Below are 20,537 nucleotides of genomic sequence, written 5' to 3' on the forward strand. Positions count from 1 at the left end.
ATTTTACAGTTTTTATTATAGGTTACATAGAAGTATAATACTAAAACATTTAAATAACTTTTATGAGGCAATTAAAAATCACAAAACAAATTACCAACAGATCATCTAAATCACTAGATAAATATCTACAAGATATTAGTAAACTAGAATTGATTACGGCAGATGAGGAGGTAGAGCTAGCACAACGGATTAAAAATGGTGACCAAAAAGCCTTGGATAAACTTGTGACAGCCAATTTAAGGTTTGTGGTTTCGGTTGCTAAACAGTATCAAAATCAAGGATTATCCCTACCTGATTTGATTAACGAGGGAAATGCTGGTTTAGTAAAAGCTGCAAAACGCTTTGATGAAACCAGAGGATTTAAGTTTATTTCTTATGCTGTTTGGTGGATAAGACAATCCATTTTACAGTCCATTGCAGATCAAGCACGTGTAATAAGATTACCACTAAATAAAATTGGCTCCATTAATAAAATAAGAAAAGCCTATTCACATTTAGAACAAACACATGAGCGCGAACCCAGTGCCCATGAAATTGCCAAAAGCCTAGACATAGGTGTAAATAATGTAAAGCAATCTATGAGAGTGAGTGGTGGACATCTATCTATGGACGCACCATTTCAAGAAGGTGAACATTCTAATTTGTATGATGTAGTAAAGTCTGAAGAAGCACCACAGCCTGATGCTGCATTAATGAAATCGTCCTTGAATATTGAAATGAATCGAGTTTTAGAAACTTTGTCTGAAAAAGAAGCACATGTAATCAAACACTTTTATGGTATTAGTGTAAAACGCCCTAAGAGTCTGGAAGAAATTGGTGATAATATTGGATTCTCTAGAGAGCGTGTCAGACAAATTAAAGAGAAGGGGATTCGTAGATTGCGACATTCTTCAAAAAACAAAGTTTTAAAAATGTATTTAGGGTAACTAAAAAATAAAAATATGTTAAAAATAATAGTAAAAGAAGGCGAAAATATTGAGCGTGCCTTAAAACGGTACAAACGAAAACACCGAAATGTTAAGGTCATGCAAAACCTAAAAGAAAATCAATATTTCACTAAACCCTCCGTTAAACGCCGACAGGAAATTCAAAAAGCAGCCTATATCCAAAAGCTGAGAGATACTGAAGATATTTAAATAAATTCTATCCCAATAAGTAATCTTGTTAATAGCATATCTACTTATTGGGTTTCAAGCGGTATTACTAAATAATTGCCTTTTATTAAAGTCTATTTATGATAATTAAAAGGTCTATCTTCATAAAAATTTTCAAAAGTTTTGTCAGTAGTATATTGGTCTTTTAAAACTTTATAAACCATTATACCAACCATAACTTGCCCTAAGCACATGGTGTAAAACACCCATGTAAAGCCCATATTCATAGAAACCACAAATATTAAAAGCAATAAAAGACACGTGGTAAGTCCCACATAAAACATTACTGGAATTTTCATAACTTTTTGTTACAAGATACTAAATAAACAATTGTTAAACCGTTAGCATCTTGTTAAAAGTTAGTGCATTGAAATGCGAACCACCAGCCCTTCATTACCCCTAACATTAAACACTGTTTCGTCTTCAAAAATCAAATATTGTGCTTTCAAACCTACCAGTTTACCAGTATAAGATTGTTCTTTTACTATATTTAAGCTCCTTGGTTTCTCAGGATATTTAAACACAGGAAATTCTAGGTTGGTTTCAGAATTACTCTGAATAAAATAGTCTTTTGCTTCCTCTGGAATATAAGTTCTTAATTGCTCTCTCCATTCTACCAAATTTTCGTCTTTAATTTCATTCTTCAACATGGTACGCCAGTTGGTTTTATCACTAACATGATCCTTTAAAGCTACCTCTGTAATACCTGCTAAATACCTGTTAGGCACTTCTACAATTTCAATAGCTTCATGAGCGCCTTGATCTATCCAACGTGTTGGTACTTGACTTTTTCTAGTCACCCCAACCTTTACATTACTAGAATTTGCCAAATACACAATATGCGGCTGTAATTGGGTCTTTTTCTCAAACTCTAAATCACGGTCTTCAATACCCAAATGAGCTTTACTCAATTCTGGTCGCATCACCCAATCTGCTGCCTGAGGCACTTCATAAAAACACTGCTTATCAAACCCTTGACGATAAATAGGTTTATCCTGTCCACAATTTAAACATTGGTATTTAACAAACTTCATAGTTATGGTTTTGTTCAACAGCTGATTCAGATTTATAAAATCGTTTTCAAACACCAAATAATATTGGATGGGATTTGCAAATTCCGTTTCCATTTTTGTTAAAGCACCTTGGTAGAACATGGAAAAAAAGTATTATTTTTAAAATCTTAAAGATAGAATAAATATGCCAATTCCTTTAGTAAATTCTATTGCATCTTGGTTTCTAAAGAAGCGCTTTCATCAAATTGAATTGTTTTTAAAATACCCTAATGAAGTACAATTAGAATTACTACATAATCTTGTAGGGTTTGCAAAAGACACTGAAATGGGTAAAAAATATGACTTTGCCTCAATTAAAAATTATGAAACTTTTGCTGAGCGCATTCCAATTATGAATTACGATGGTTGGCGAGAATATATTTCACGTTCCAGACATGGTGAGCCTAATATTTTTTGGCCAACCCCTATTAAATGGTTTGCTAAATCTAGTGGCACCACCAGATCTAAAAGTAAATTCATTCCTGTGAGCGAAGAATCTTTAGAAGATTGTCATTACGCCGCAAGTAAGGATTTATTGTGTATGTATTTAAATAACAATGAAGATTCACAATTATTTACAGGAAAAAGTTTAAGGTTAGGAGGAAGCAAAGAACTTTATAAGGAAAACGGTACTGTTTTTGGAGATTTGTCTGCTATATTAATTGATAACATGCCTTTTTGGGCAGAGTTTAGCAGTACACCAAGTAGTAAAGTATCCTTAATGAGTGATTGGGAGTATAAAATGCAGGCGATTGTAGATGAAACCATAAATGAAAATGTAACTAGTTTAGCGGGTGTACCATCATGGATGTTGGTTTTGTTAAATAATGTTTTAGAAACTACAGGCAAAGTCCACTTATTTGATGTATGGCCAAATCTAGAAGTTTACTTTCATGGTGGAGTAAGTTTCACACCCTATATAGATCAGTACAAAAGAATTCTGCCGAAAAAAAACTTCAGATATTATGAAATTTATAATGCTTCGGAAGGTTTTTTTGCAATTCAGGATCAAAACAATTCTAGTGAATTGCTGTTAATGCTAGACTATGGTATTTTCTATGAATTTATTCCTATGAATATTTATGGAACGCCCGATGAGAAAGCCATTCCTTTAAGTGATGTTAAACTCCATCAAAATTACGCAGTCATCATTACTACTAATGCTGGTTTATGGCGTTACAAGATTGGCGACACTATTCGTTTTACATCCTTAAATCCCTATCGAATAAAAATTTCAGGGCGAACTAAACATCATATTAATGTATTTGGTGAAGAGTTGATCATTGAAAATGCAGAAGAAGCGCTTAAAAAAGTATGTAAACGCACAAAGGCTGAAATTGTTGATTTTACCGCTGCTCCAATTTTTATGGATGGTAAAGAAAAGGGGGCACATGAATGGCTCATTGAATTTAAAACACCACCAAAAGACATTCATTATTTTAGTGAATTATTTGATAATGCTCTAAAGGCTTTAAACTCTGATTATGAAGCTAAGCGTTACAACAATATTACTTTAAAAAAGCCCAAAATAAATATAGCGCGTCATCAATTATTTAGAGATTGGTTAAAAAAGAATAATAAGTTGGGTGGCCAACACAAGGTACCAAGGCTCTCTAATACCAGAGATTATATGGATGACCTTTTAAAGCTAAATTCTTAAAGTTACTATATTCCCGACTAAATACAAATCGAAAAGTCCTTAAACGAGTATTTCTTCTAATAATCTAAAAATTAAAAAAAACTTTTGAAGCCTTGTTAAATAAGTATATTTTTATTCCAAATTAAAAAACTGATTAAAATTTAAATACAGTATTAATTAATAATCCAAAAACAAAAAAACTAGGCTTAAAAGCCTAGTTTTTTTATATCTTTACCTAGATGTAAATTAATCTAAGAAACAGCTTTTAATTTCTTTAAAGTGTTCTTAGTCAATTTATCCTCTGCATAATTTTTAGTTACATTCAATTTCTTTTCATCAGAACTTGGCAGTTCAAACATCGCATCAGTTAAAATTTCTTCACAAAGCGAACGCAACCCTCTTGCTCCTAACTTGTACTCTATCGCTTTATTTACTATAAAGTCTAATGCTCCATCGGTTATGGTAAAATCAATATCATCCATCGCAAATAACTTCTTATATTGTTTAATGATAGCATTTTTGGGTTCAGTTAAAATGGCTCTTAGCGTTTTTGAATCTAAAGGATCCATATATGTTAATACAGGTAAACGACCAATAATTTCAGGAATCAACCCAAAGTCTTTTAAATCCTTAGGTATGATATACTGTAATAAATTATCCTGATCAATTATCTCATCAGATTTTGAAGCGCTATAACCAACTGCTTGCATATTTAAACGCTTGGTAATATTACGTTCAATACCATCAAAAGCACCTCCTGCAATGAATAATATATTTTCGGTGTTAACCTCAATAAATTTTTGATCAGGGTGTTTTCTACCTCCTTTTGGTGGCACATTAACAATAGTACCTTCTAAAAGTTTTAAAAGCGCTTGCTGCACACCCTCTCCAGAAACGTCACGTGTAATGGATGGGTTATCACTTTTTCTAGCAATTTTATCAATTTCATCAATGAATACAATGCCTCTTTCGGCTTTCTCTAGATTATAATCTGCTGCTTGTAACAATCTAGTTAAGATACTTTCAACATCTTCTCCAACATAACCTGCTTCGGTTAAAACAGTGGCATCAACAATTGCCAACGGAACATTTAACATTCTGGCAATAGTTTTTGCCATTAAAGTTTTACCTGTTCCCGTTTGTCCAACCATAATAATATTGCTCTTTTGAATATCAATATCATCTTTTGAAGAGGATTGTAATAAACGTTTATAATGGTTGTACACAGCAACAGACATGACCTTTTTGGTCATGTCTTGCCCAATGATGTACTCATCAAGAAATACCTTAATTTGTTGAGGTTTACGAAGTTTTAACTCCGCCGATAAATCACTGCTATCATTTTGCTTTGATTCTTCAAGTACAATACCATGTGCCTGTTCAATACATCTGTCACATATATGAGCGTCTAAACCTGCTATTAATAAGTTTGTTTCTGGCTTTTTTCTACCACAAAATGAACATTCTAATTCTTCCTTTGCCATTAATCTAATTCAATTTTAGAGAGCTTTAAATTATTAAATCCCTCTGTAACAATATATTAAAATTACGAATTTTTATTTATACTCTAGTTAAAATCTCGTCAATCATACCATACTCCTTGGCTTTATCAGCTTTCATCCAGTAATCTCTATCACTATCTTCGTAAACTTTGTCGTAATCCTGTCCAGAATGCTTACTAATAATTTGATATAACTCTTCCTTTAACTTTAAAATCTCTCTTGCCGTAATTTCAATATCACTAGCCTGTCCTTGTGCACCACCTAATGGCTGATGAATCATCACCCTAGAATGAGGTAATCCACTTCGTTTACCTTTTTCTCCGGCACATAACAAAACAGCTCCCATAGAGGCTGCCATACCAGTACAAATAGTAGCTACATCTGGCTTTATAAACTGCATGGTATCATAAATACCTAGACCAGCATAAACACTACCTCCAGGAGAGTTAATATATATTTGAATGTCTTTACTAGAGTCTGTACTTTCTAAAAACAATAATTGCGCTTGAATGATATTAGCAACCTGATCATTGATAGCCGTTCCCATAAAAATAATTCTATCCATCATTAAACGCGAGAATACATCAAAAATAGCAATATTCATTTGACGTTCTTCAATAATGTTTGGCGTTAAATTAGTGGGATACATACTACTTATTATTTGGTTGTAATAAGTACTGCTTATACCTTGATCTTTTGTAGCGAATTTTTCAAACTCTTTTGCGTAATCCATAGTAACAAATTAATGAGATTTTAATGCGTAAATATAACAACTATTAGTTAAATAACTATTGTTTTATTTAAGAGCAATTGGTCTACTATTCTTCACTCTGGAATTTGAATAATAAAATTTTACATATGCTTTATTACTGGGGTTTAGGAATACTAAGGTAAGTTATGATGTATCTTACTCAAGCAAACCTAATTTTTTTAAATCATGATAAAAAAATGTTTTATCATTATTCATACTAACAAATAAGCCATTTGGGAAACTATCCCCTAGAGCAACGGTAGTAAGATCACAACCATCGGTTTCTGTTGTTCCTAAATTAATCTCTTTTATAAAAGCATTAGTTTTTAAATCAAAAACATTAAAAGTTCCTGCTTGCTGGTTGGATACAATTAAAAAGGAATTATTTTGATAATGTGCAATGGCAATACCTTCAATATCCTCTTTAAAAAATTCTCCACCAAAGCAGTAAATCTGCTTATCTCCCTTGGATGGTTCTGCATAGTACTTACGAATACCATGACCTTCATCAGAATAATAAACGATGCCATTTTTATCATCAACGGCAATAGCTTCAATTTCCTTTTTTTCACTAAATTCTCCAAACTTCCTAACTAAATTGGCGTGTACACCCAAACTATCAGAAACAAATTCATACTGATACAAATACCCGTTTTTAGGTCCCGATTTTCTACCAACAATGGCATATACTTTTTTCGTCCTTGGTGATTTGTAAATTGCAATTCCCATTGGCAGCTTATACTCAGGTAATGTAGCATCTTCAAATACCTTAAAACCTCCATTGTCTAAAGGCTTCATATCTGGCACAGAAAATAATCGAATTTGTTGACGTTCTCTTTCTGTAAATGCAATAACATCAACTTTGATAGAATCGTTCAGTTTAAAACCATATTCCAAATCAACATTGTTTGGGCGCTTTAACCCTCTAATGGTTTTATTTTCAATGATTTTTCCATCTAAATCAAAAGCATAAATGGCACCATCAGTTTCTTTATCAGTACCAAAAACGATGCTCTTAGAAGCATCGTTTGGGTTTATCCATATAGCAGGATCATCAGTATCATGTAATGTCTTTTCGGTTATTACATCGGGTGCAATAACCGGCAACGTTTTCCCACATGACACCATCATTACTCCAACTATAAAAACTATATTTTTTTGCATGTATTTTTAGTTCTTTCTCTTGAATAAATCATACTTTAAACCTACAGATAATCTCTGGCTATAGTATTCCATTTGCATGGTTCTACTTTTCACACCTTGGAAATATCTTAAAGGTTGATCTGTAATATTGTTCAAATCTACATACAAACGTAAATTATCACTAAATGCATATGATGCATTAAAATCTAAAAACAATTGTTGGTCATAATATCTGTCTTCAAACGCATTACCTCCAATTTCATCAATGTATGCATCAGAGAAGTTTAATGATAAGCGTAAGTTTAATTTTTTACCACCATAAGAAAGCGAACCGTTAAACATATTTGGTGCAGTTCCTGGTAAATCTAAATCGGTACGTTCGTCACCGTCTTCGTTTCTTATACCATCGGCACTTGATGATAAATAGGTATAGTTCAAGAAAACGCTTAAATTTTTAGCAAAACCAGGAAGGAAGTCTAACTGGCGTTGGAAAGACACCTCTGCTCCAGTAATTGAGGCATCGTCACCATTTTGAGGCTGAAACGCATCAAAACCTGTAGCGCTATCTGTGAACTGTGATGTATAAATAAAATCTTGAATGTTTTTATGAAACACTCCTGCTGATATTAATCCAACACTTTTAAAATAATGCTCTGCCATTAAATCAAAATTCATAGATTTTGTAGCGCTTAATTCTGGGTTACCAATGCTTACCTCTTCATCTTCTCTTACTACATTTCTAAATGGCACTAAATCTATATAGTTAGGTCTTGCCAAAGTATTTGTCCATGCAAAACGTAACACTGTATTATTGGCAACATTATATTTAAAGTGTACACCTGGTAGGATATTAACATAAGAATTATCATCTTTAATTTCTCCAGAAGCGTTCGGATCGAAATCACCATCTTCATCAAAAACCACTAAGTTTCCATTAGTTTCAATTTCTGTATTCTCAATACGAACACCCGCTAAAACAGACAATTTATCTGATACTTGTTGGTTAATCATAGCGTAGCCAGCATATACATCTTCTTTTACAAGATAATTTCCTGATAAAAACTCATCAACAATTGATTCACTTTCAAATAAGTTTGAATTTTGTAAATCTAAACTTCCTAAGTACTCAGGATCTACATAAGCACCAGCAACATATTGACTTCCTGCTAAGAAATCTGCATCTGTTTGATCTACTAAGGGCAATAATGCTAAATTATCGAAATTGCTTGTTTCTGGTGAAAACTCAAAGAAGTTATTGTCTCTGTTTTTTTCTTTAAAACGTAAACGGCCACCAACTTTAATAAAGCCTTCTTTCTCTTTTACTAGGGAGAATGGTATTTGTAAATTTGTAAAGAAATTCCAGTCCTTCTCTTCAGTAAACTGATTTTCTTCAGTAATTCCGTTTAAACTATATCTACTTAAAAGCACATCGCTAGAATTGGCTGGTACAATTACAGGAAATCTAGTGTTAGAAAAATCTGCATTAAAAGGTATCGGGTCACTATCAACCGTTTCCTCTAATTCATACTCAATATATCGCTCGTTTAAACGTTCTTCAGAAGCACTAGCGTAAGACCCCATCCAATCTAACTTAATTTTTCCTATTAAATGCTCACCACCAAAAGTATAGTTTTGCATACGCTGGTCTTCCAAACGTGCATTTTTGTTTCTATCGTTGTCAATACCACCTTTTGTTTCTCTTCTAATTTCACCTTGAAAGCCAGTGATAGTTTCTGTACCATCTTCAAAAATAGGTTCAATGGAGCGGTAGCGTAATCTGTATCGGTTTTCTCTATCGTCTCTCCAGTTGTACATGGTTTTTAAGTACAACTTATTATTTGGATTGAAAGCATAATCAAAATTAGCGGAAAAGCTTCTTCTCACTCGCTGCACCAAATAAGTTCTAATATCTGATTCTTCAACAAAAGGATCAACTTCTATATCATCTCCAGATAAAGGACTTTCTGCTTCGTTTACCCATTCAGCTTCTACGTTATCTGAACCAAAATCGGTATCATTAATTGAGGCAGAAAACATATAACCAAACTTCCCGTTGTTAGTTCTATCTCCTATTAAGAAAGAACCATTAACAATACGCTTATTAGTAATAAAGTTTACTCCAGAACCAGCGGTAGCAGCCACTCTAAATCCGTTAGGCGACGTTCTTGTTACTAAATTAACAGAACCACCAAGTGCATCACCATCCATATCAGGTGTAACAGCTTTGTTTACCTCTATTAACTGAATCATATCTGCCGGAATAAGGTCCATTTGTATGTTTCTGTTATCACCTTCGGCAGAAGGAATACGGCTTCCATTTAAAGTTACTGAGTTTAATTGAGGAGCTAAACCACGAACGATAATATTACGAGCCTCTCCTTGATCTACCTGCATGGTAATACCAGGAATACGTTTTACCGCATCACCGATGTTAGCATCTGGAAATTTACCAATTTGATCTGTTGAAACTACATTGGTTATGTTCTGCTTATTTTTTTGAGCATTCAATGCCTTTGCTTGTCCGCTATTATAACCGTTAATTACAACACCATCTAATTCTAAAGCTTTTGCAGTAATGGTTACGGTTACATTGGTAGTTATTCCTTCTGTCACCTCTACTTCTACATCAGTATCAGAATACCCTAAATAAACAACTTTAATGGTTTGCTTACCAGATGGAATATTTAAAAACAAAAACTTTCCGTCTGCATCAGAAATTACTCCTTTATCCAGTGATTCTAATAAAACACTTGCAAAGGGCACTGCAAGTCCTTTTTCGTCAATAATGGTACCTTGAATATTTCCGTTTTGAGAGAATCCAATTAACGAAAACACCATGGCTAAAAATAAAATTACGTATTGTTTTTTCATGATTAATTAGTGATAAATTATTTCAGCGAAATAACAAAATCATCTAACCAACCCTATTAATTAGATTTTAACATAATGTTATAAATACTTATTAAAAAACACATATTTTAAATTAATTTAACATTTCAAAAATATTTAGAAAACACTCAAAATAGAAGCATAAAAAAACCCTTTCCAAATTTGGAAAGGGTTTTAATCTTTATTAAATCCTTAGTCTTAAGCTTCAAAAGGCTCTATAGACACGTAAGATTTATTGTCTTTCTTTTTTGTGAATTTTACAATACCATCTACTTTAGCATGTAATGTATGATCTTTTGAAGAATACACATTTTCACCTGGGTGGTGTGTGTTTCCTCTTTGTCTTACGATAATGTTTCCTGCAATTGCAGCTTGACCACCAAAAATCTTAACACCTAAGCGTTTCGATTCTGATTCTCTACCGTTTTTCGAACTTCCGACTCCTTTTTTATGTGCCATTTTATTTCGATTTTATATTGTTAAAGTTAGCAGTTAGCTATTAAGCTTTACCACCGTCTAATTCGTCTTGCCATTTTTTAAGTTCATCCCACTTACCTTCAGCAGCTAATTTAGCTTGTGCTGGCCAAGTATCTGTAACATGATTACCACGAACACCTGAAATAATTTCAGATATTTTTGCAGCATCAGTTTTTGCTAATTCTGCAAAAGTTGAAATTCCTGCTTCTACTAATGTTGAAGCAATTTTAGGTCCAATACCTTCAACTTTCTTTAAATCGTCAGCTTTTCCAGTTGCTTTTTTAGCAGCAGCCTTAGGCGCAGCCTTTTCCGCTTTTGGTGCCTCAGCTTTAGGAGTCTCTTTTTTAACTTCTTTAGCTGGAGCAGCTTTTTTAGCTCCTGAAGCAACAATACTATCAATTACTATTTCTGTTAAAGCTTGACGGTGACCATTTTTCACACGGTAACCTTTACGTCTTTTCTTTTTGAAGACGATTACTTTATCACCTTTTAGGTGCTTAACGACTTTTGCTCCTACTTGAGCACCGTCTATAGCCGGGGCGCCTACAGTTACTTTGTCTCCGTCTGCAACTAAAAGAACATTGTCAAAAGCTACTTGCTTTCCTTCTTCAGTTTGTAAACGGTTAACAAAAACTTTTTGGTCTTTTTCAACTTTAAATTGATGCCCTGCTATCTCTACAATTGCGTACATAGCGTAACGTTTTTATTAGTTAATTCTATTATATAAATTACCTCAGAGCCTTCTAAGGCGGGTGCAAATATACTGCTAAATAATTAAACTACAAACGTTTTATTGTTTTTGAGGAATATTTCTGCTATTCTTAAAAAGCTGCATAACAGACAAGGTAGCTACTACTGATGTGGCCAACCCCATAACAGCTACTATAAAGGTTACCATGCCAATATCAATATCAAATTTTCTATGTAATGTTTGCATTAAATGAGGTAAGAAATTTGAATCTATCTCTGTAGTGTAAAACAAAAAGAAAAGTGTAAATACTAATGTAGCAACAAAGCCAGTAATAATACCTGTTTTAAATCCTTCTGTATAAGAAAAAGAATTAGGTAATTGTAACTTATACAACCTTACCGCTTCATAAATACCAAAACCTGTTATGAAGGCATTAAAAAAACTAAAAGCAGGATTAATATGTTTGTTAAACAACGATAAAACTAGAAAATACGCTATTAAAACCGCACTTGTAACCAGTCCAAACCTTATGGGAAGCGATACTTTTTTCATCGATTTTAACATTTAGTGTTTTCTTAAATTTCGGAAAAAAATCTGAGAATTAATAATATAACTCTAAATATTTGAGATAATTACCTTTTTCTTTTTTGTGCTAAGTATACACCAATAAGAATAATTACTGTTGAAATAGTTTGTAAAAAACTAAAGCGTTCCCCATCTAAAACTCCCCAAAAAACTGCCACAATTGGCATTAAATAAGCTACAGAAGAACCAAAAACAGGCGTTGAGACTTGTATCAATTTATTAAATAACACTTTAGCTACGGCTGTACCAAACAAAGACAAGAGTAACATATACAATAACGCTGGTTTTAATTGCTCTTTAGCTAGGGTTTCTTCCTTAAAAAAACCACTTGAAATTAAAACTATAATGGCGGGAATCATAATAACCATAAAATTCCCTACAGCAATTGTTAGTGCATTAACATGCTGAAGATAGTACTTTATAATATTGGAGCTTGCAGCATACATGATAGTGGCTATTACAACCAAAACGGCATAAAAGTAGTTTTGGGTAGGGTTTAATGAAACGCCATTCATTATGAGAATTAATGTTCCTATTAAACCAATAAAAACACCTAGAACCTGTTGTTTAGTTGATTTTATTTTAAAAACTAAAAGACCTATCAAAATGGTGTTTATAGGCACTAAGGAGTTTATTATAGAAGCTACAGCACTATCAATCTCTGTTTCTGCAAAAGCAAAAAGGAAAGAAGGAAAAAAAGTACCTAAAAGCCCCGTAAGCACAATACCTTTCCATTCTTTGGTACTTTTTATTTCTTTAATTTTCCTAAACCCAATAATAAAGAGAAATGTTCCTGTAAAAATAATCCTAACCGCCCCAAGTTGCATGGGAGTTAAACCCACTAGCCCTTTTTTTATAAGCATGAAAGAACTACCCCAAATTAATGAAAGTATAAATAAATAAATCCACTTAGAGTGCAACGCTTTCATTGGTGATTTGTTTGAGGCACAAAATTCAACTTTTTAACCTAATAAAACAGCTTTATTTAGTAATTTTGCACAATAATAGTTGTTAAATTGTACTTAAGTTATCTCGTATTAACTCTATTTTATCTAAATTGATTATAATTTTAAAACACAATACTAATGAATACATTAAAGAACACCTTAGTTTTAGTAATACTAGTTTTATTTGCTTTTAGCTGTAAAAATAAGGTTGAAGCAGAAGTAAAAACTGTAGAAGTTTCCTCTGAAGCTAAAAAAACAATTGATCCTAATGCTACCTTTGCCAAAGCGGAGTTTACTATAGACGGAATGACCTGTGAAATTGGTTGTGCTAAAACCATTGAAAAGAAAATTGCCAACATGGAAGGCGTAAAATCTGCTAAGGTAGATTTTGATAAAAAACTAGCTATGGTAGAATATAATGAAGCTAAAGTAACACCTACATCTTTAGAAGAAACTGTTACCAATGTTGCTGATGTTTACAAAGTAAGTGACATGAAAACCGTAGATATATTTTCTACCACAAAAAAATGCTCTGCTGATTGTAAAGAAGCTTGTTGTTCCAATAAAACTGAAGCTGATAAAAAGACGTGTGCCACAGATTGTAAAAAAGCATGTTGTATTCAAAAGGCGTAAATACTATGATTCTGAACTTGGTTCTGAATGACATTTTCATAATAAAAAAGCTTCTCCTTTTTAGAAGCTTTTTTATTTCCAATTAATTGTTTCCATAATATGGATAATGTCTTTTTGCAAATAGTTGGCTGCCGGAAGAATGGAATCATAATTAGGCCTTGCGTAAAAGTATAAAGACCCTGTTAAAAAATGATTTACACTATCTGTTACATAGAACTGAACTGGAGAGGCCACATTTCCTCTCACCTCAGATAATGCCCCATATACTTTTTGATAGCTGTTTTCATATGGTGTTACCGGGATTTCATCTGCTTTCTTTGTATGCTCTAATGTGAATTTTTGGGCATCTCTTAAAAAGTTCTCCAAATTCTCTTCATTAGCTTCCACTGCCTTGTATGTTAAAAATATGGTACCTTTGAGTGATGGGTATTCTAAATTAACACCATAACTTTCAGTTGGCGCCTCTATTTTTTTCAATGAAATTTTTTTAGCCAACAAATTAGCTTCAAAAGTAAAAGGAACCTCAATATTAGAAGTAACATATTTAGCCTCAGGGTACTCTAACCTTAAAAATGCTTTAGGTTTTGGCTTGTAATCTTCACCACACGCAACACATATAAGAATTAAAAAAAGAAATAAATATCGGCTCATTAAGCAATTGTGAATTTTACAAGTTTAATACGTTTTCTATCTAAAGCTTCAATAGTAAAAACGTAATTTCTGAAATTTATTTTACTATTAAGCTTAGGAAAGCTGCCAGAAATTTCCAATACAAACCCAGCAATAGTTTCGGCTTCACCTTTGTTTTCTTCAAAAAGATATTCATCTTCAATTTTGGTAATCTTATAAATATCTTTTAAAGCTGTTTTTCCTTCAAATACGTAATTATTGTTATCAAGTTTTGAATATTGTAAATCTTCGTCATCAAACTCATCACTAATATCTCCTACAATTTCCTCAATAATATCTTCCAAAGAAATTAAACCAGAAGTCCCACCATATTCATCAACAACGACAGCCAAATGTACTTTCTTCTCTTGGAACTCCGCCATTAAATCATCTAACTTTTTATTTTCAGGAACAAAAAAAGGTTCTTTTATTAAGCTAACCCAATTAAACTGTTTTTTATTGATGTGAGGTAATAAATCTTTAACATAAAGAATACCTTTTATTTGATCAATATTCTCCTCATAAACAGGAATTCTAGAATAACCGTTAGTAATTATTTCCGGCATGATTTCAGCATATTTCTGTTGAATATTTAAAGCAAAAATATCAATTCGCGGACGCATTACCTGTTTGGTATCGGTATTTCCAAATGACACAATCCCTTGCAGAATCTTATGTTCCTCTTTAGTTGTATCTTCATCACTGGTTAGTTCTAAGGCTTGCGACAGCTGATCTACACTTAAATTAGATTTACGTTTACCTAATTTATTGTGAATTGCTAAGGTTACACTCTGCATTGGTGAACTTACAGGTGAAAGAATTACATCTAAAACTTTTAATGGATACGCCATAAAAGAAGCGAATTTTACGTTATTCCTACTGGCATAAATTTTAGGCAAAATTTCACCAAAAAGTAAAATAAGGAAGGTAATCACAATTACTTCTAAAACAAATTTTACTTTGGGATTTGCAATGTCTCCAAAAATAAAGTCACCCAGATAGGCAAACAAAATTACCGTTGCAATGTTTATGAAATTGTTAGCTACCAAAATGGTTGCTAGTAACTTTTTAGGACGTTCAACCAGCAGAGAAACCACTTGCATGCGTTTAGAATTTTCTTCTAAGCCAGCTTCTACATCATTTTTTGTAAGTGAAAAAAGAGCCACTTCGGCACCAGAAATAAGCGCAGAACAGACTAGGAGCAAAATCAGTAGTACAAAACCAGAAACAATTGAAAAATCAATTGCAATAAATAAATTTAAAAAACTGGAAGGGTCGGGGTCCAAATACGTTGGTTTTAGTTAAACAAAAGTCTAGTAGCAGACTCATCAATATTAAAACGGAAGGTCATCATTTTCTTCTTCAACTGTAGGCTCACTAACAGATTGTTGCTTATTTGATTCAGGCTGTTTTGGGCTTGCTGCCGCCTGAGCATTTTGCTCACTTTCTTTTTTTGTGGTTAAAAAAGTGAAATCTGTACATTGAATTTCAGTGCTGTAGCGTTCGTTACCAGAATCATCTTGCCACTTACGGGTTTTTAATCGTCCTTCAATATAAACCTTATCGCCTTTACTTAAATATTTTTCACAAATTTCGGCACCTTTATTTCTAACCACTATGTTATGCCATTCTGTATTAGTAACACGCTCATTTGTTTGCCTGTTTGTATAAGTTTCATTGGTTGCCAAAGGAAATCTTCCAACGCAACCACCACCTTCAAAATAATGCATTTTAACCTCATCTCCCAAATGCCCTATTAGCATTACTTTATTTAATGTTCCTGACATATCTTAATTAATTATAGATTGCAAAATTACTTAATTGTAACTCATTTTTAAAATTAATAAAAAAATATGATTAGCTAATATTTTGTACTAAAATCTGAATGACTCTATAAAGTTTCCAATTAAGATAGGAACCGCATAGTCCTTGATGTTATTTATTGAAACCCCTTTTGTTTCTAGATTTTTAACATTAATTATCCAAAACTTTGTATATAAATGTTGGTGAGATAATTTATGAACGATACTAGTCTCATTATAAAAAGACAAATCAAATGAACTATTTTTAAGAAGTTCATGATTATCTATATGCTTTTTAAAAGTGTTAAAGTCCATTTCTGATTTTGTTTCTACCAACGGAAACTGATAGAGATTTTGCCAAATGCCCTTTGTTTTTCTCTGTTCTAAAATTGTTTTTCCGTCTTCAGAAATAAATACTAAAAAGTTAAAATATTTCTTTTTTGCTTTTACTGCTTTAATCTTAACTGGTAATTGATCTATTCTATTTTGCTTTAAGGCCACACAGGAAATGTTTAGTGGACAAACTGAACAATCAGGATTTTGAGGTTTACATTGTATGGCACCAAACTCCATAATAGATTGATTAAAATCGGCAGGCTTTTTTTTATCAATTAGTTCCTGAGCCAATAATTTAAATTCCTTAATTCCTTTGGTTGAATTAATGGGTGTGTCAATTCCAAAATAACGAGATAAAACGCGGTATACATTGCCATCAACCACAGCAGCAGGTTCGTTAAAACAAATGGAGGCTATAGCACTAGCTGTATAATCGCCAATTCCTTTTAATTTTATGAGCTCTTTAAAGGATTTTGGGAATTCACCATTCAATTCATTGACAACATACTTAGCCGTAGCATGCAGATGTCTTGCTCTGGAATAATAACCAAGTCCCTGCCACAACTTTAACACGTCACTTTCATTGGCGTTGGCTAATTGGAATACAGAAGGGAATTCTCTTAAAAAAGCTTCATAATAAGGTAAACCTTGTTTAACCTGTGTTTGCTGTAAAATGATTTCTGAAAGCCAAATAAAATATGGATCTTTAGTTTCCCGCCAAGGAAGACTTCTCTTATTAATTGAATACCAGTTAATTAAAGTTTTTGAAAATTGCATGAGTGCTTTTTAGACAAAGCGCTAAAATAAACCTTTATAATCTTAAATTTTAATGAATTAGGTTTGAAATATTGAATATTTAATTCCTATATTTGCATCCCTTAAAAATAGTATATAGTAATTATAAAATAACAATTTAAAATGACGAAGGCTGATTTAGTAGCAAAAATTTCTGAGAAATTAGGAATTGAAAAAGGAGATGTTCAAGCAACTGTTGAATCTTTCATGGAAGAAGTAAAAACTTCACTAGAAAGTGGTGATAATGTTTATTTAAGAGGTTTTGGAAGCTTCATTATCAAAACCAGAGCTGAAAAAACAGGAAGAAACATTTCTAAAAATACTACAATTAAGATTCCTGCTCACAACATTCCTGCGTTTAAGCCTGCGAAAGTTTTTGTTGAAGGAGTTAAAACTAACGTAGAAGTAAAGTAAAAACAAAATAAATTATTAATTTAAAAGACACTATTTATGCCAAGTGGTAAAAAACGCAAAAGACATAAGGTAGCGACGCATAAGCGTAAAAAACGTAGACGCGCTAATCGTCATAAAAAGAAAAAATAAATCGAAAAAGTAGTTAGGTTAACTACTTTTTTGGTTAAAAAACTAAACGTTCTTTGAAATGAGTTCTTTAAGAACTCCACGGGTAAAAAATCCTGTGATGATTATCTAAATTTATATTTTGATAATCAAAAAAATATTGTTTAATCCATCTGTACAACTGCAGTTTTTAGTTATTAGTTGTTAGTTTTTAGTTGTTAGTTTTTAAAACTTTTAGCTATTTTACTTTTTACTTATAGCTTTTTCACTAAAAGTGTATGGATAAAAATTAACGAAATGGATAAAGAATTGATCATCCGATCTAGTTCCGATACTGTTGATTTTGCCTTATTAAAAGATGGAAAACTAATTGAATTACAAAAGGATGAAGATGAGAACAATTTTTCGGTTGGTGATGTGTTTATAGCCAAAATAAGAAAAACAGTTCCTGGGTTAAATGCTGCATTTGTTAATGTAGGTTATGAGAAAGATGCTTTTTTGCACTATCATGATTTAGGCCCAAAATTACCTTCACTTTTAAAATTCACAAAACGTGTAAGCACAGGTAAACTAAAAGATTTTTCTTTAAAAAATTTCCCATTTGAAAAAGATATTGATAAAGACGGCAAAATTGTCGACGCATTAAAATCTAATCAATCGCTATTAGTACAAATAGTAAAAGAACCCATATCTACAAAAGGCCCAAGAATAAGCTCTGAGCTTTCAATTGCCGGCAGATATATTGTTTTAGTTCCTTTTTCTAGTCGTATTTCTATTTCACAAAAAATAGAAGACCGTGAAGAAAAAGACCGCTTAAAACGATTGGTAAAAAGCATAACACCTCAAGGGTTTGGAGTTATTGTTCGTACAGTAGCACAAGGCAAAAAAGTAGCCGAACTAGATAAAGATTTACAGAATTTGCTTAGTCGTTGGACCGCAATGTGTAAAAAATTACATAAAGCCCATCATCCAAGTAAAGTGTTAGGAGAAATGAATAAAGCCTCGTCTATTTTACGAGATATTTTTAATGACACCTTCACTGGAATAACAGTTGATGATGAAGAGCTTTATTATCAAGTAAAAGATTATCTGCAAGAAATTGCACCAAAGAAAGAATCAATAGTTAAATTGTATCAATCTAAAGTACCTATTTTTGAAAAACATGGTATTGAAAGACAAATAAAGACCTCATTTGGCAGAACCGTTTCTATGGCAAAGGGTGCCTATTTAGTAATAGAGCATACTGAAGCTTTACATGTAATAGATGTAAATAGCGGAAACCGTTCTAACAAAGCCAATAACCAAGAGGAAACTGCATTGGAAGTTAACTTAATTGCTGCTTCAGAAATTGCTCGCCAGTTACGATTACGAGACATGGGCGGTATTATAGTAGTGGATTTTATTGATATGACTAATGCCGAAAATAGGCAGAAGCTCTTTAATCATCTACGTGAAGAAATGCAAGACGACAGAGCAAAACATAAGATTTTGCCTCCAAGTAAATTTGGATTGATACAAATTACAAGACAGCGTACGCGCCCTGAAATGAATATAAAAACTAGGGAGGAAGACCCAAATGGAATCAACGGATCTGAAGTTGAAGCTCCAATTGGAATTGTTCAAAAAATAACGCATGATCTTGAAGTATTGCTTCGAAAAGACTATAAAAAGTTGACTTTAAACACACATCCTTTTATAGCAGCCTTTTTAACTAAAGGTTTTCCATCTATACGTTCAAAATGGTTTTTTGAACACAAAAAATGGGTGAAAATTTTACCAAGAGATGCTTACACATATTTAGAATATCATTTTTTTGACAAAGATGGTAATCAAATTAAATAACTTTAAAAGCCTTACTATTTGTTTAGTAAGGCTTTTTTGATTAATTGGTAATCTGTAAACTTATGGAGCAGGATTAGGTATAACATCATGCACTTTATTAATAGCCTCAATAACTTCCTTATTTAAATCTACATTAATACTATCAATGTTCTCTTTAAGTTGTTCTAAATTAGTAGCCCCAATAATATTACTGGTTAAGAATGGTTGCTGATTTACAAAAGCCAAAGCCATTTGACTAATTGATAAATTATTGTCCTCCGCAATTTTTAAATACCGCTCTGTTGCCTCTGTAGATTGCTCGCCACTATACCGCGCAAATCTTGGAAACAATTTTAAACGAGCATTATCAGCGGCTGTACCTTTAATATATTTACCAGACAAGACACCAAAAGCCATTGGTGAATAAGCTAGTAAGCCTAAATTCTCTCTAATGGAAACTTCTGCCAAATCACCCTCAAAAGTCCTACATAATAAGGAATAAGGATTTTGAATGGTTATTGGTCTGGGTAAATTATTACGCCTACTTTCTTCTAGATAACGCATGGCTCCCCAAGCTTTTTCATTAGAGAGCCCTATATAGCGAACTTTTCCACTTTCAATAACATCTTGTAAGGTATTAAGAACTTCATTGAAATTATCTGTCCAATCATCATTGTAATCATGTTTATAATCCCTAACTCCAAAAGTATTCGTTTGTCGCTCCGGCCAATGTAATTGAAATAAATCTATATAATCTGTTTGTAATCGTTTTAATTCATTATCAACAGCCTGATGAATAGCCTCACTGCTAAATCCCGTTTTACGGATATGTGCCGTATAGTCTCCTGGACCAGCAATTTTACTAGCAATAATAAGCTTGTCTCTTTTCTTTGTTTTTTTTAACCATGTCCCAATTATTTCACTTGTTTTTCCTTGAGTTTCAGGTGAGGCCGGTACTGGATATAACTCCGCAGTATCAATAAAGTTTACACCTTGATCAATGGCATAATCTATTTGAGCATGTCCTTCTGCTTCTGTATTTTGATTCCCCCAAGTCATAGAGCCTAAACAAATTTTACTAACCTTTATGTTGGTGTTTGGCAATACTGTATACTTCATTTATAAAGTTTTT

General features: G+C 32.6%; 21 protein-coding genes. 6 read left to right on the forward strand and 15 right to left on the reverse strand.

The annotated features are described in order from the left end of the window. Positions 1 to 62 precede the first annotated feature (62 nt). Positions 63 to 926, forward strand: a complete 864-nt coding sequence (locus E1J38_RS09740; RefSeq protein ID WP_133356364.1) for a sigma-70 family RNA polymerase sigma factor — start codon at positions 63 to 65, stop codon at positions 924 to 926. A 15-nt stretch (positions 927 to 941) separates the two neighbouring features. Continuing rightward, a complete protein-coding gene (gene rpsU / locus E1J38_RS09745; protein WP_133356365.1) occupies positions 942 to 1,136 on the forward strand; it encodes a 30S ribosomal protein S21 in 195 nt (64 codons plus the stop codon). Between the two features lie 92 nt (positions 1,137 to 1,228). Here rpsU and E1J38_RS09750 read toward each other — a convergent pair whose 3' ends face one another. Both E1J38_RS09750 and E1J38_RS09755 read right to left on the reverse strand, forming a co-directional pair. Further along, positions 1,229 to 1,453: a hypothetical protein gene (locus E1J38_RS09750; RefSeq protein WP_133356366.1), complete on the reverse strand. Its 225-nt coding sequence runs from the start codon at positions 1,451 to 1,453 to the stop codon at positions 1,229 to 1,231. A gap of 60 nt (positions 1,454 to 1,513) precedes the next feature. Continuing rightward, positions 1,514 to 2,308: a DUF2797 domain-containing protein gene (locus E1J38_RS09755; protein WP_133356367.1), complete on the reverse strand. Its 795-nt coding sequence runs from the start codon at positions 2,306 to 2,308 to the stop codon at positions 1,514 to 1,516. A gap of 43 nt (positions 2,309 to 2,351) precedes the next feature. Here E1J38_RS09755 and E1J38_RS09760 point away from each other — a divergent pair, with 43 nt between their 5' ends. After that, positions 2,352 to 3,866 (forward strand): GH3 auxin-responsive promoter family protein, encoded by a 1,515-nt coding sequence (locus E1J38_RS09760; protein WP_133356368.1) that lies wholly within the window; start codon positions 2,352 to 2,354, stop codon positions 3,864 to 3,866. Between the two features lie 230 nt (positions 3,867 to 4,096). On the opposite strand, the gene clpX is transcribed toward E1J38_RS09760, so the two are convergent. The 8 genes from clpX to E1J38_RS09800 form a co-directional block, all read right to left on the reverse strand. Continuing rightward, complete coding sequence (gene clpX / locus E1J38_RS09765; RefSeq protein ID WP_133356369.1) at positions 4,097 to 5,329, reverse strand: ATP-dependent Clp protease ATP-binding subunit ClpX; 1,233 nt, start codon at positions 5,327 to 5,329, stop codon at positions 4,097 to 4,099. A 76-nt stretch (positions 5,330 to 5,405) separates the two neighbouring features. Further along, the gene (gene clpP, locus E1J38_RS09770; RefSeq protein ID WP_133356370.1) at positions 5,406 to 6,080 is read right to left on the reverse strand and encodes an ATP-dependent Clp endopeptidase proteolytic subunit ClpP; all 675 of its coding nucleotides are present in this window, start codon (positions 6,078 to 6,080) and stop codon (positions 5,406 to 5,408) included. Between the two features lie 174 nt (positions 6,081 to 6,254). Then, a complete protein-coding gene (locus tag E1J38_RS09775; RefSeq protein WP_133356371.1) occupies positions 6,255 to 7,262 on the reverse strand; it encodes a phytase in 1,008 nt (335 codons plus the stop codon). A gap of 6 nt (positions 7,263 to 7,268) precedes the next feature. Next, positions 7,269 to 10,112, reverse strand: a complete 2,844-nt coding sequence (locus E1J38_RS09780) for a TonB-dependent receptor (protein WP_133356372.1) — start codon at positions 10,110 to 10,112, stop codon at positions 7,269 to 7,271. A gap of 216 nt (positions 10,113 to 10,328) precedes the next feature. Beyond that, entirely contained in the window at positions 10,329 to 10,589 is a 261-nt protein-coding gene (gene rpmA / locus E1J38_RS09785) for a 50S ribosomal protein L27 (RefSeq protein ID WP_076698461.1), read from the reverse strand. Positions 10,590 to 10,629: 40 nt separating this feature from the next. Then, positions 10,630 to 11,298: a 50S ribosomal protein L21 gene (gene rplU / locus E1J38_RS09790; RefSeq protein WP_133356373.1), complete on the reverse strand. Its 669-nt coding sequence runs from the start codon at positions 11,296 to 11,298 to the stop codon at positions 10,630 to 10,632. A gap of 99 nt (positions 11,299 to 11,397) precedes the next feature. Continuing rightward, positions 11,398 to 11,850, reverse strand: coding sequence for a DUF4199 domain-containing protein (locus E1J38_RS09795; protein WP_133356374.1), 453 nt, complete (start codon positions 11,848 to 11,850; stop codon positions 11,398 to 11,400). An 80-nt stretch (positions 11,851 to 11,930) separates the two neighbouring features. Continuing rightward, complete coding sequence (locus E1J38_RS09800; RefSeq protein ID WP_133356375.1) at positions 11,931 to 12,812, reverse strand: DMT family transporter; 882 nt, start codon at positions 12,810 to 12,812, stop codon at positions 11,931 to 11,933. 156 nt (positions 12,813 to 12,968) lie between these two features. Between E1J38_RS09800 and E1J38_RS09805 the strand changes: the two genes are divergently transcribed. After that, positions 12,969 to 13,463, forward strand: a complete 495-nt coding sequence (locus E1J38_RS09805; RefSeq protein WP_133356376.1) for a heavy-metal-associated domain-containing protein — start codon at positions 12,969 to 12,971, stop codon at positions 13,461 to 13,463. 72 nt (positions 13,464 to 13,535) lie between these two features. Here E1J38_RS09805 and gldD read toward each other — a convergent pair whose 3' ends face one another. The 4 genes from gldD to mutY form a co-directional block, all read right to left on the reverse strand. Next, positions 13,536 to 14,114, reverse strand: a complete 579-nt coding sequence (gene gldD, locus E1J38_RS09810) for a gliding motility lipoprotein GldD (RefSeq protein WP_133356377.1) — start codon at positions 14,112 to 14,114, stop codon at positions 13,536 to 13,538. Beyond that, a complete protein-coding gene (locus E1J38_RS09815) occupies positions 14,114 to 15,418 on the reverse strand; it encodes a gliding motility-associated protein GldE (protein ID WP_133356378.1) in 1,305 nt (434 codons plus the stop codon). Before E1J38_RS09815 ends, gldD begins: the two co-directional genes overlap by 1 nt. A gap of 48 nt (positions 15,419 to 15,466) precedes the next feature. Beyond that, entirely contained in the window at positions 15,467 to 15,919 is a 453-nt protein-coding gene (locus tag E1J38_RS09820; protein ID WP_133356379.1) for a single-stranded DNA-binding protein, read from the reverse strand. 87 nt (positions 15,920 to 16,006) lie between these two features. Continuing rightward, on the reverse strand, positions 16,007 to 17,047 hold the full coding sequence (mutY, locus tag E1J38_RS09825; protein ID WP_133356380.1) for an A/G-specific adenine glycosylase: 1,041 nt from the start codon (positions 17,045 to 17,047) through the stop codon (positions 16,007 to 16,009). Positions 17,048 to 17,188: 141 nt separating this feature from the next. Here mutY and E1J38_RS09830 point away from each other — a divergent pair, with 141 nt between their 5' ends. Next, positions 17,189 to 17,479, forward strand: coding sequence for an HU family DNA-binding protein (locus tag E1J38_RS09830; protein ID WP_116039361.1), 291 nt, complete (start codon positions 17,189 to 17,191; stop codon positions 17,477 to 17,479). A gap of 402 nt (positions 17,480 to 17,881) precedes the next feature. After that, the gene (locus E1J38_RS09835) at positions 17,882 to 19,426 is read left to right on the forward strand and encodes an Rne/Rng family ribonuclease (protein ID WP_133356381.1); all 1,545 of its coding nucleotides are present in this window, start codon (positions 17,882 to 17,884) and stop codon (positions 19,424 to 19,426) included. Between the two features lie 60 nt (positions 19,427 to 19,486). Here the strand turns inward: E1J38_RS09835 and E1J38_RS09840 are convergent, their stop codons facing one another. Beyond that, entirely contained in the window at positions 19,487 to 20,524 is a 1,038-nt protein-coding gene (locus E1J38_RS09840) for an NADP(H)-dependent aldo-keto reductase (RefSeq protein ID WP_133356382.1), read from the reverse strand. Positions 20,525 to 20,537 lie beyond the last annotated feature (13 nt).

Source organism: Seonamhaeicola sediminis (assembly GCF_004358095.2).
Lineage (GTDB): Bacteria > Bacteroidota > Bacteroidia > Flavobacteriales > Flavobacteriaceae > Seonamhaeicola > Seonamhaeicola sediminis.

What these genes read in the sequence shown, in the direction of transcription:
- E1J38_RS09755 (WP_133356367.1), bottom strand. Translation starts at nt 2,308, where the DNA reads ATGTTCTACCAAGGTGCTTTAACAAAAATGGAAACGGAATTTGCAAAT.
- clpX (WP_133356369.1), bottom strand. Translation starts at nt 5,329, where the DNA reads ATGGCAAAGGAAGAATTAGAATGTTCATTTTGTGGTAGAAAAAAGCCA.
- E1J38_RS09750 (WP_133356366.1), bottom strand. Translation starts at nt 1,453, where the DNA reads ATGAAAATTCCAGTAATGTTTTATGTGGGACTTACCACGTGTCTTTTA.
- E1J38_RS09795 (WP_133356374.1), bottom strand. Translation starts at nt 11,850, where the DNA reads ATGAAAAAAGTATCGCTTCCCATAAGGTTTGGACTGGTTACAAGTGCG.
- E1J38_RS09780 (WP_133356372.1), bottom strand. Translation starts at nt 10,112, where the DNA reads ATGAAAAAACAATACGTAATTTTATTTTTAGCCATGGTGTTTTCGTTA.
- E1J38_RS09805 (WP_133356376.1), top strand. Translation starts at nt 12,969, where the DNA reads ATGAATACATTAAAGAACACCTTAGTTTTAGTAATACTAGTTTTATTT.
- E1J38_RS09740 (WP_133356364.1), top strand. Translation starts at nt 63, where the DNA reads ATGAGGCAATTAAAAATCACAAAACAAATTACCAACAGATCATCTAAA.
- E1J38_RS09830 (WP_116039361.1), top strand. Translation starts at nt 17,189, where the DNA reads ATGACGAAGGCTGATTTAGTAGCAAAAATTTCTGAGAAATTAGGAATT.
- rpsU (WP_133356365.1), top strand. Translation starts at nt 942, where the DNA reads ATGTTAAAAATAATAGTAAAAGAAGGCGAAAATATTGAGCGTGCCTTA.
- mutY (WP_133356380.1), bottom strand. Translation starts at nt 17,047, where the DNA reads ATGCAATTTTCAAAAACTTTAATTAACTGGTATTCAATTAATAAGAGA.
- rpmA (WP_076698461.1), bottom strand. Translation starts at nt 10,589, where the DNA reads ATGGCACATAAAAAAGGAGTCGGAAGTTCGAAAAACGGTAGAGAATCA.
- rplU (WP_133356373.1), bottom strand. Translation starts at nt 11,298, where the DNA reads ATGTACGCAATTGTAGAGATAGCAGGGCATCAATTTAAAGTTGAAAAA.
- E1J38_RS09835 (WP_133356381.1), top strand. Translation starts at nt 17,882, where the DNA reads ATGGATAAAGAATTGATCATCCGATCTAGTTCCGATACTGTTGATTTT.
- E1J38_RS09760 (WP_133356368.1), top strand. Translation starts at nt 2,352, where the DNA reads ATGCCAATTCCTTTAGTAAATTCTATTGCATCTTGGTTTCTAAAGAAG.
- clpP (WP_133356370.1), bottom strand. Translation starts at nt 6,080, where the DNA reads ATGGATTACGCAAAAGAGTTTGAAAAATTCGCTACAAAAGATCAAGGT.
- gldD (WP_133356377.1), bottom strand. Translation starts at nt 14,114, where the DNA reads ATGAGCCGATATTTATTTCTTTTTTTAATTCTTATATGTGTTGCGTGT.
- E1J38_RS09775 (WP_133356371.1), bottom strand. Translation starts at nt 7,262, where the DNA reads ATGCAAAAAAATATAGTTTTTATAGTTGGAGTAATGATGGTGTCATGT.
- E1J38_RS09840 (WP_133356382.1), bottom strand. Translation starts at nt 20,524, where the DNA reads ATGAAGTATACAGTATTGCCAAACACCAACATAAAGGTTAGTAAAATT.
- E1J38_RS09800 (WP_133356375.1), bottom strand. Translation starts at nt 12,812, where the DNA reads ATGAAAGCGTTGCACTCTAAGTGGATTTATTTATTTATACTTTCATTA.
- E1J38_RS09820 (WP_133356379.1), bottom strand. Translation starts at nt 15,919, where the DNA reads ATGTCAGGAACATTAAATAAAGTAATGCTAATAGGGCATTTGGGAGAT.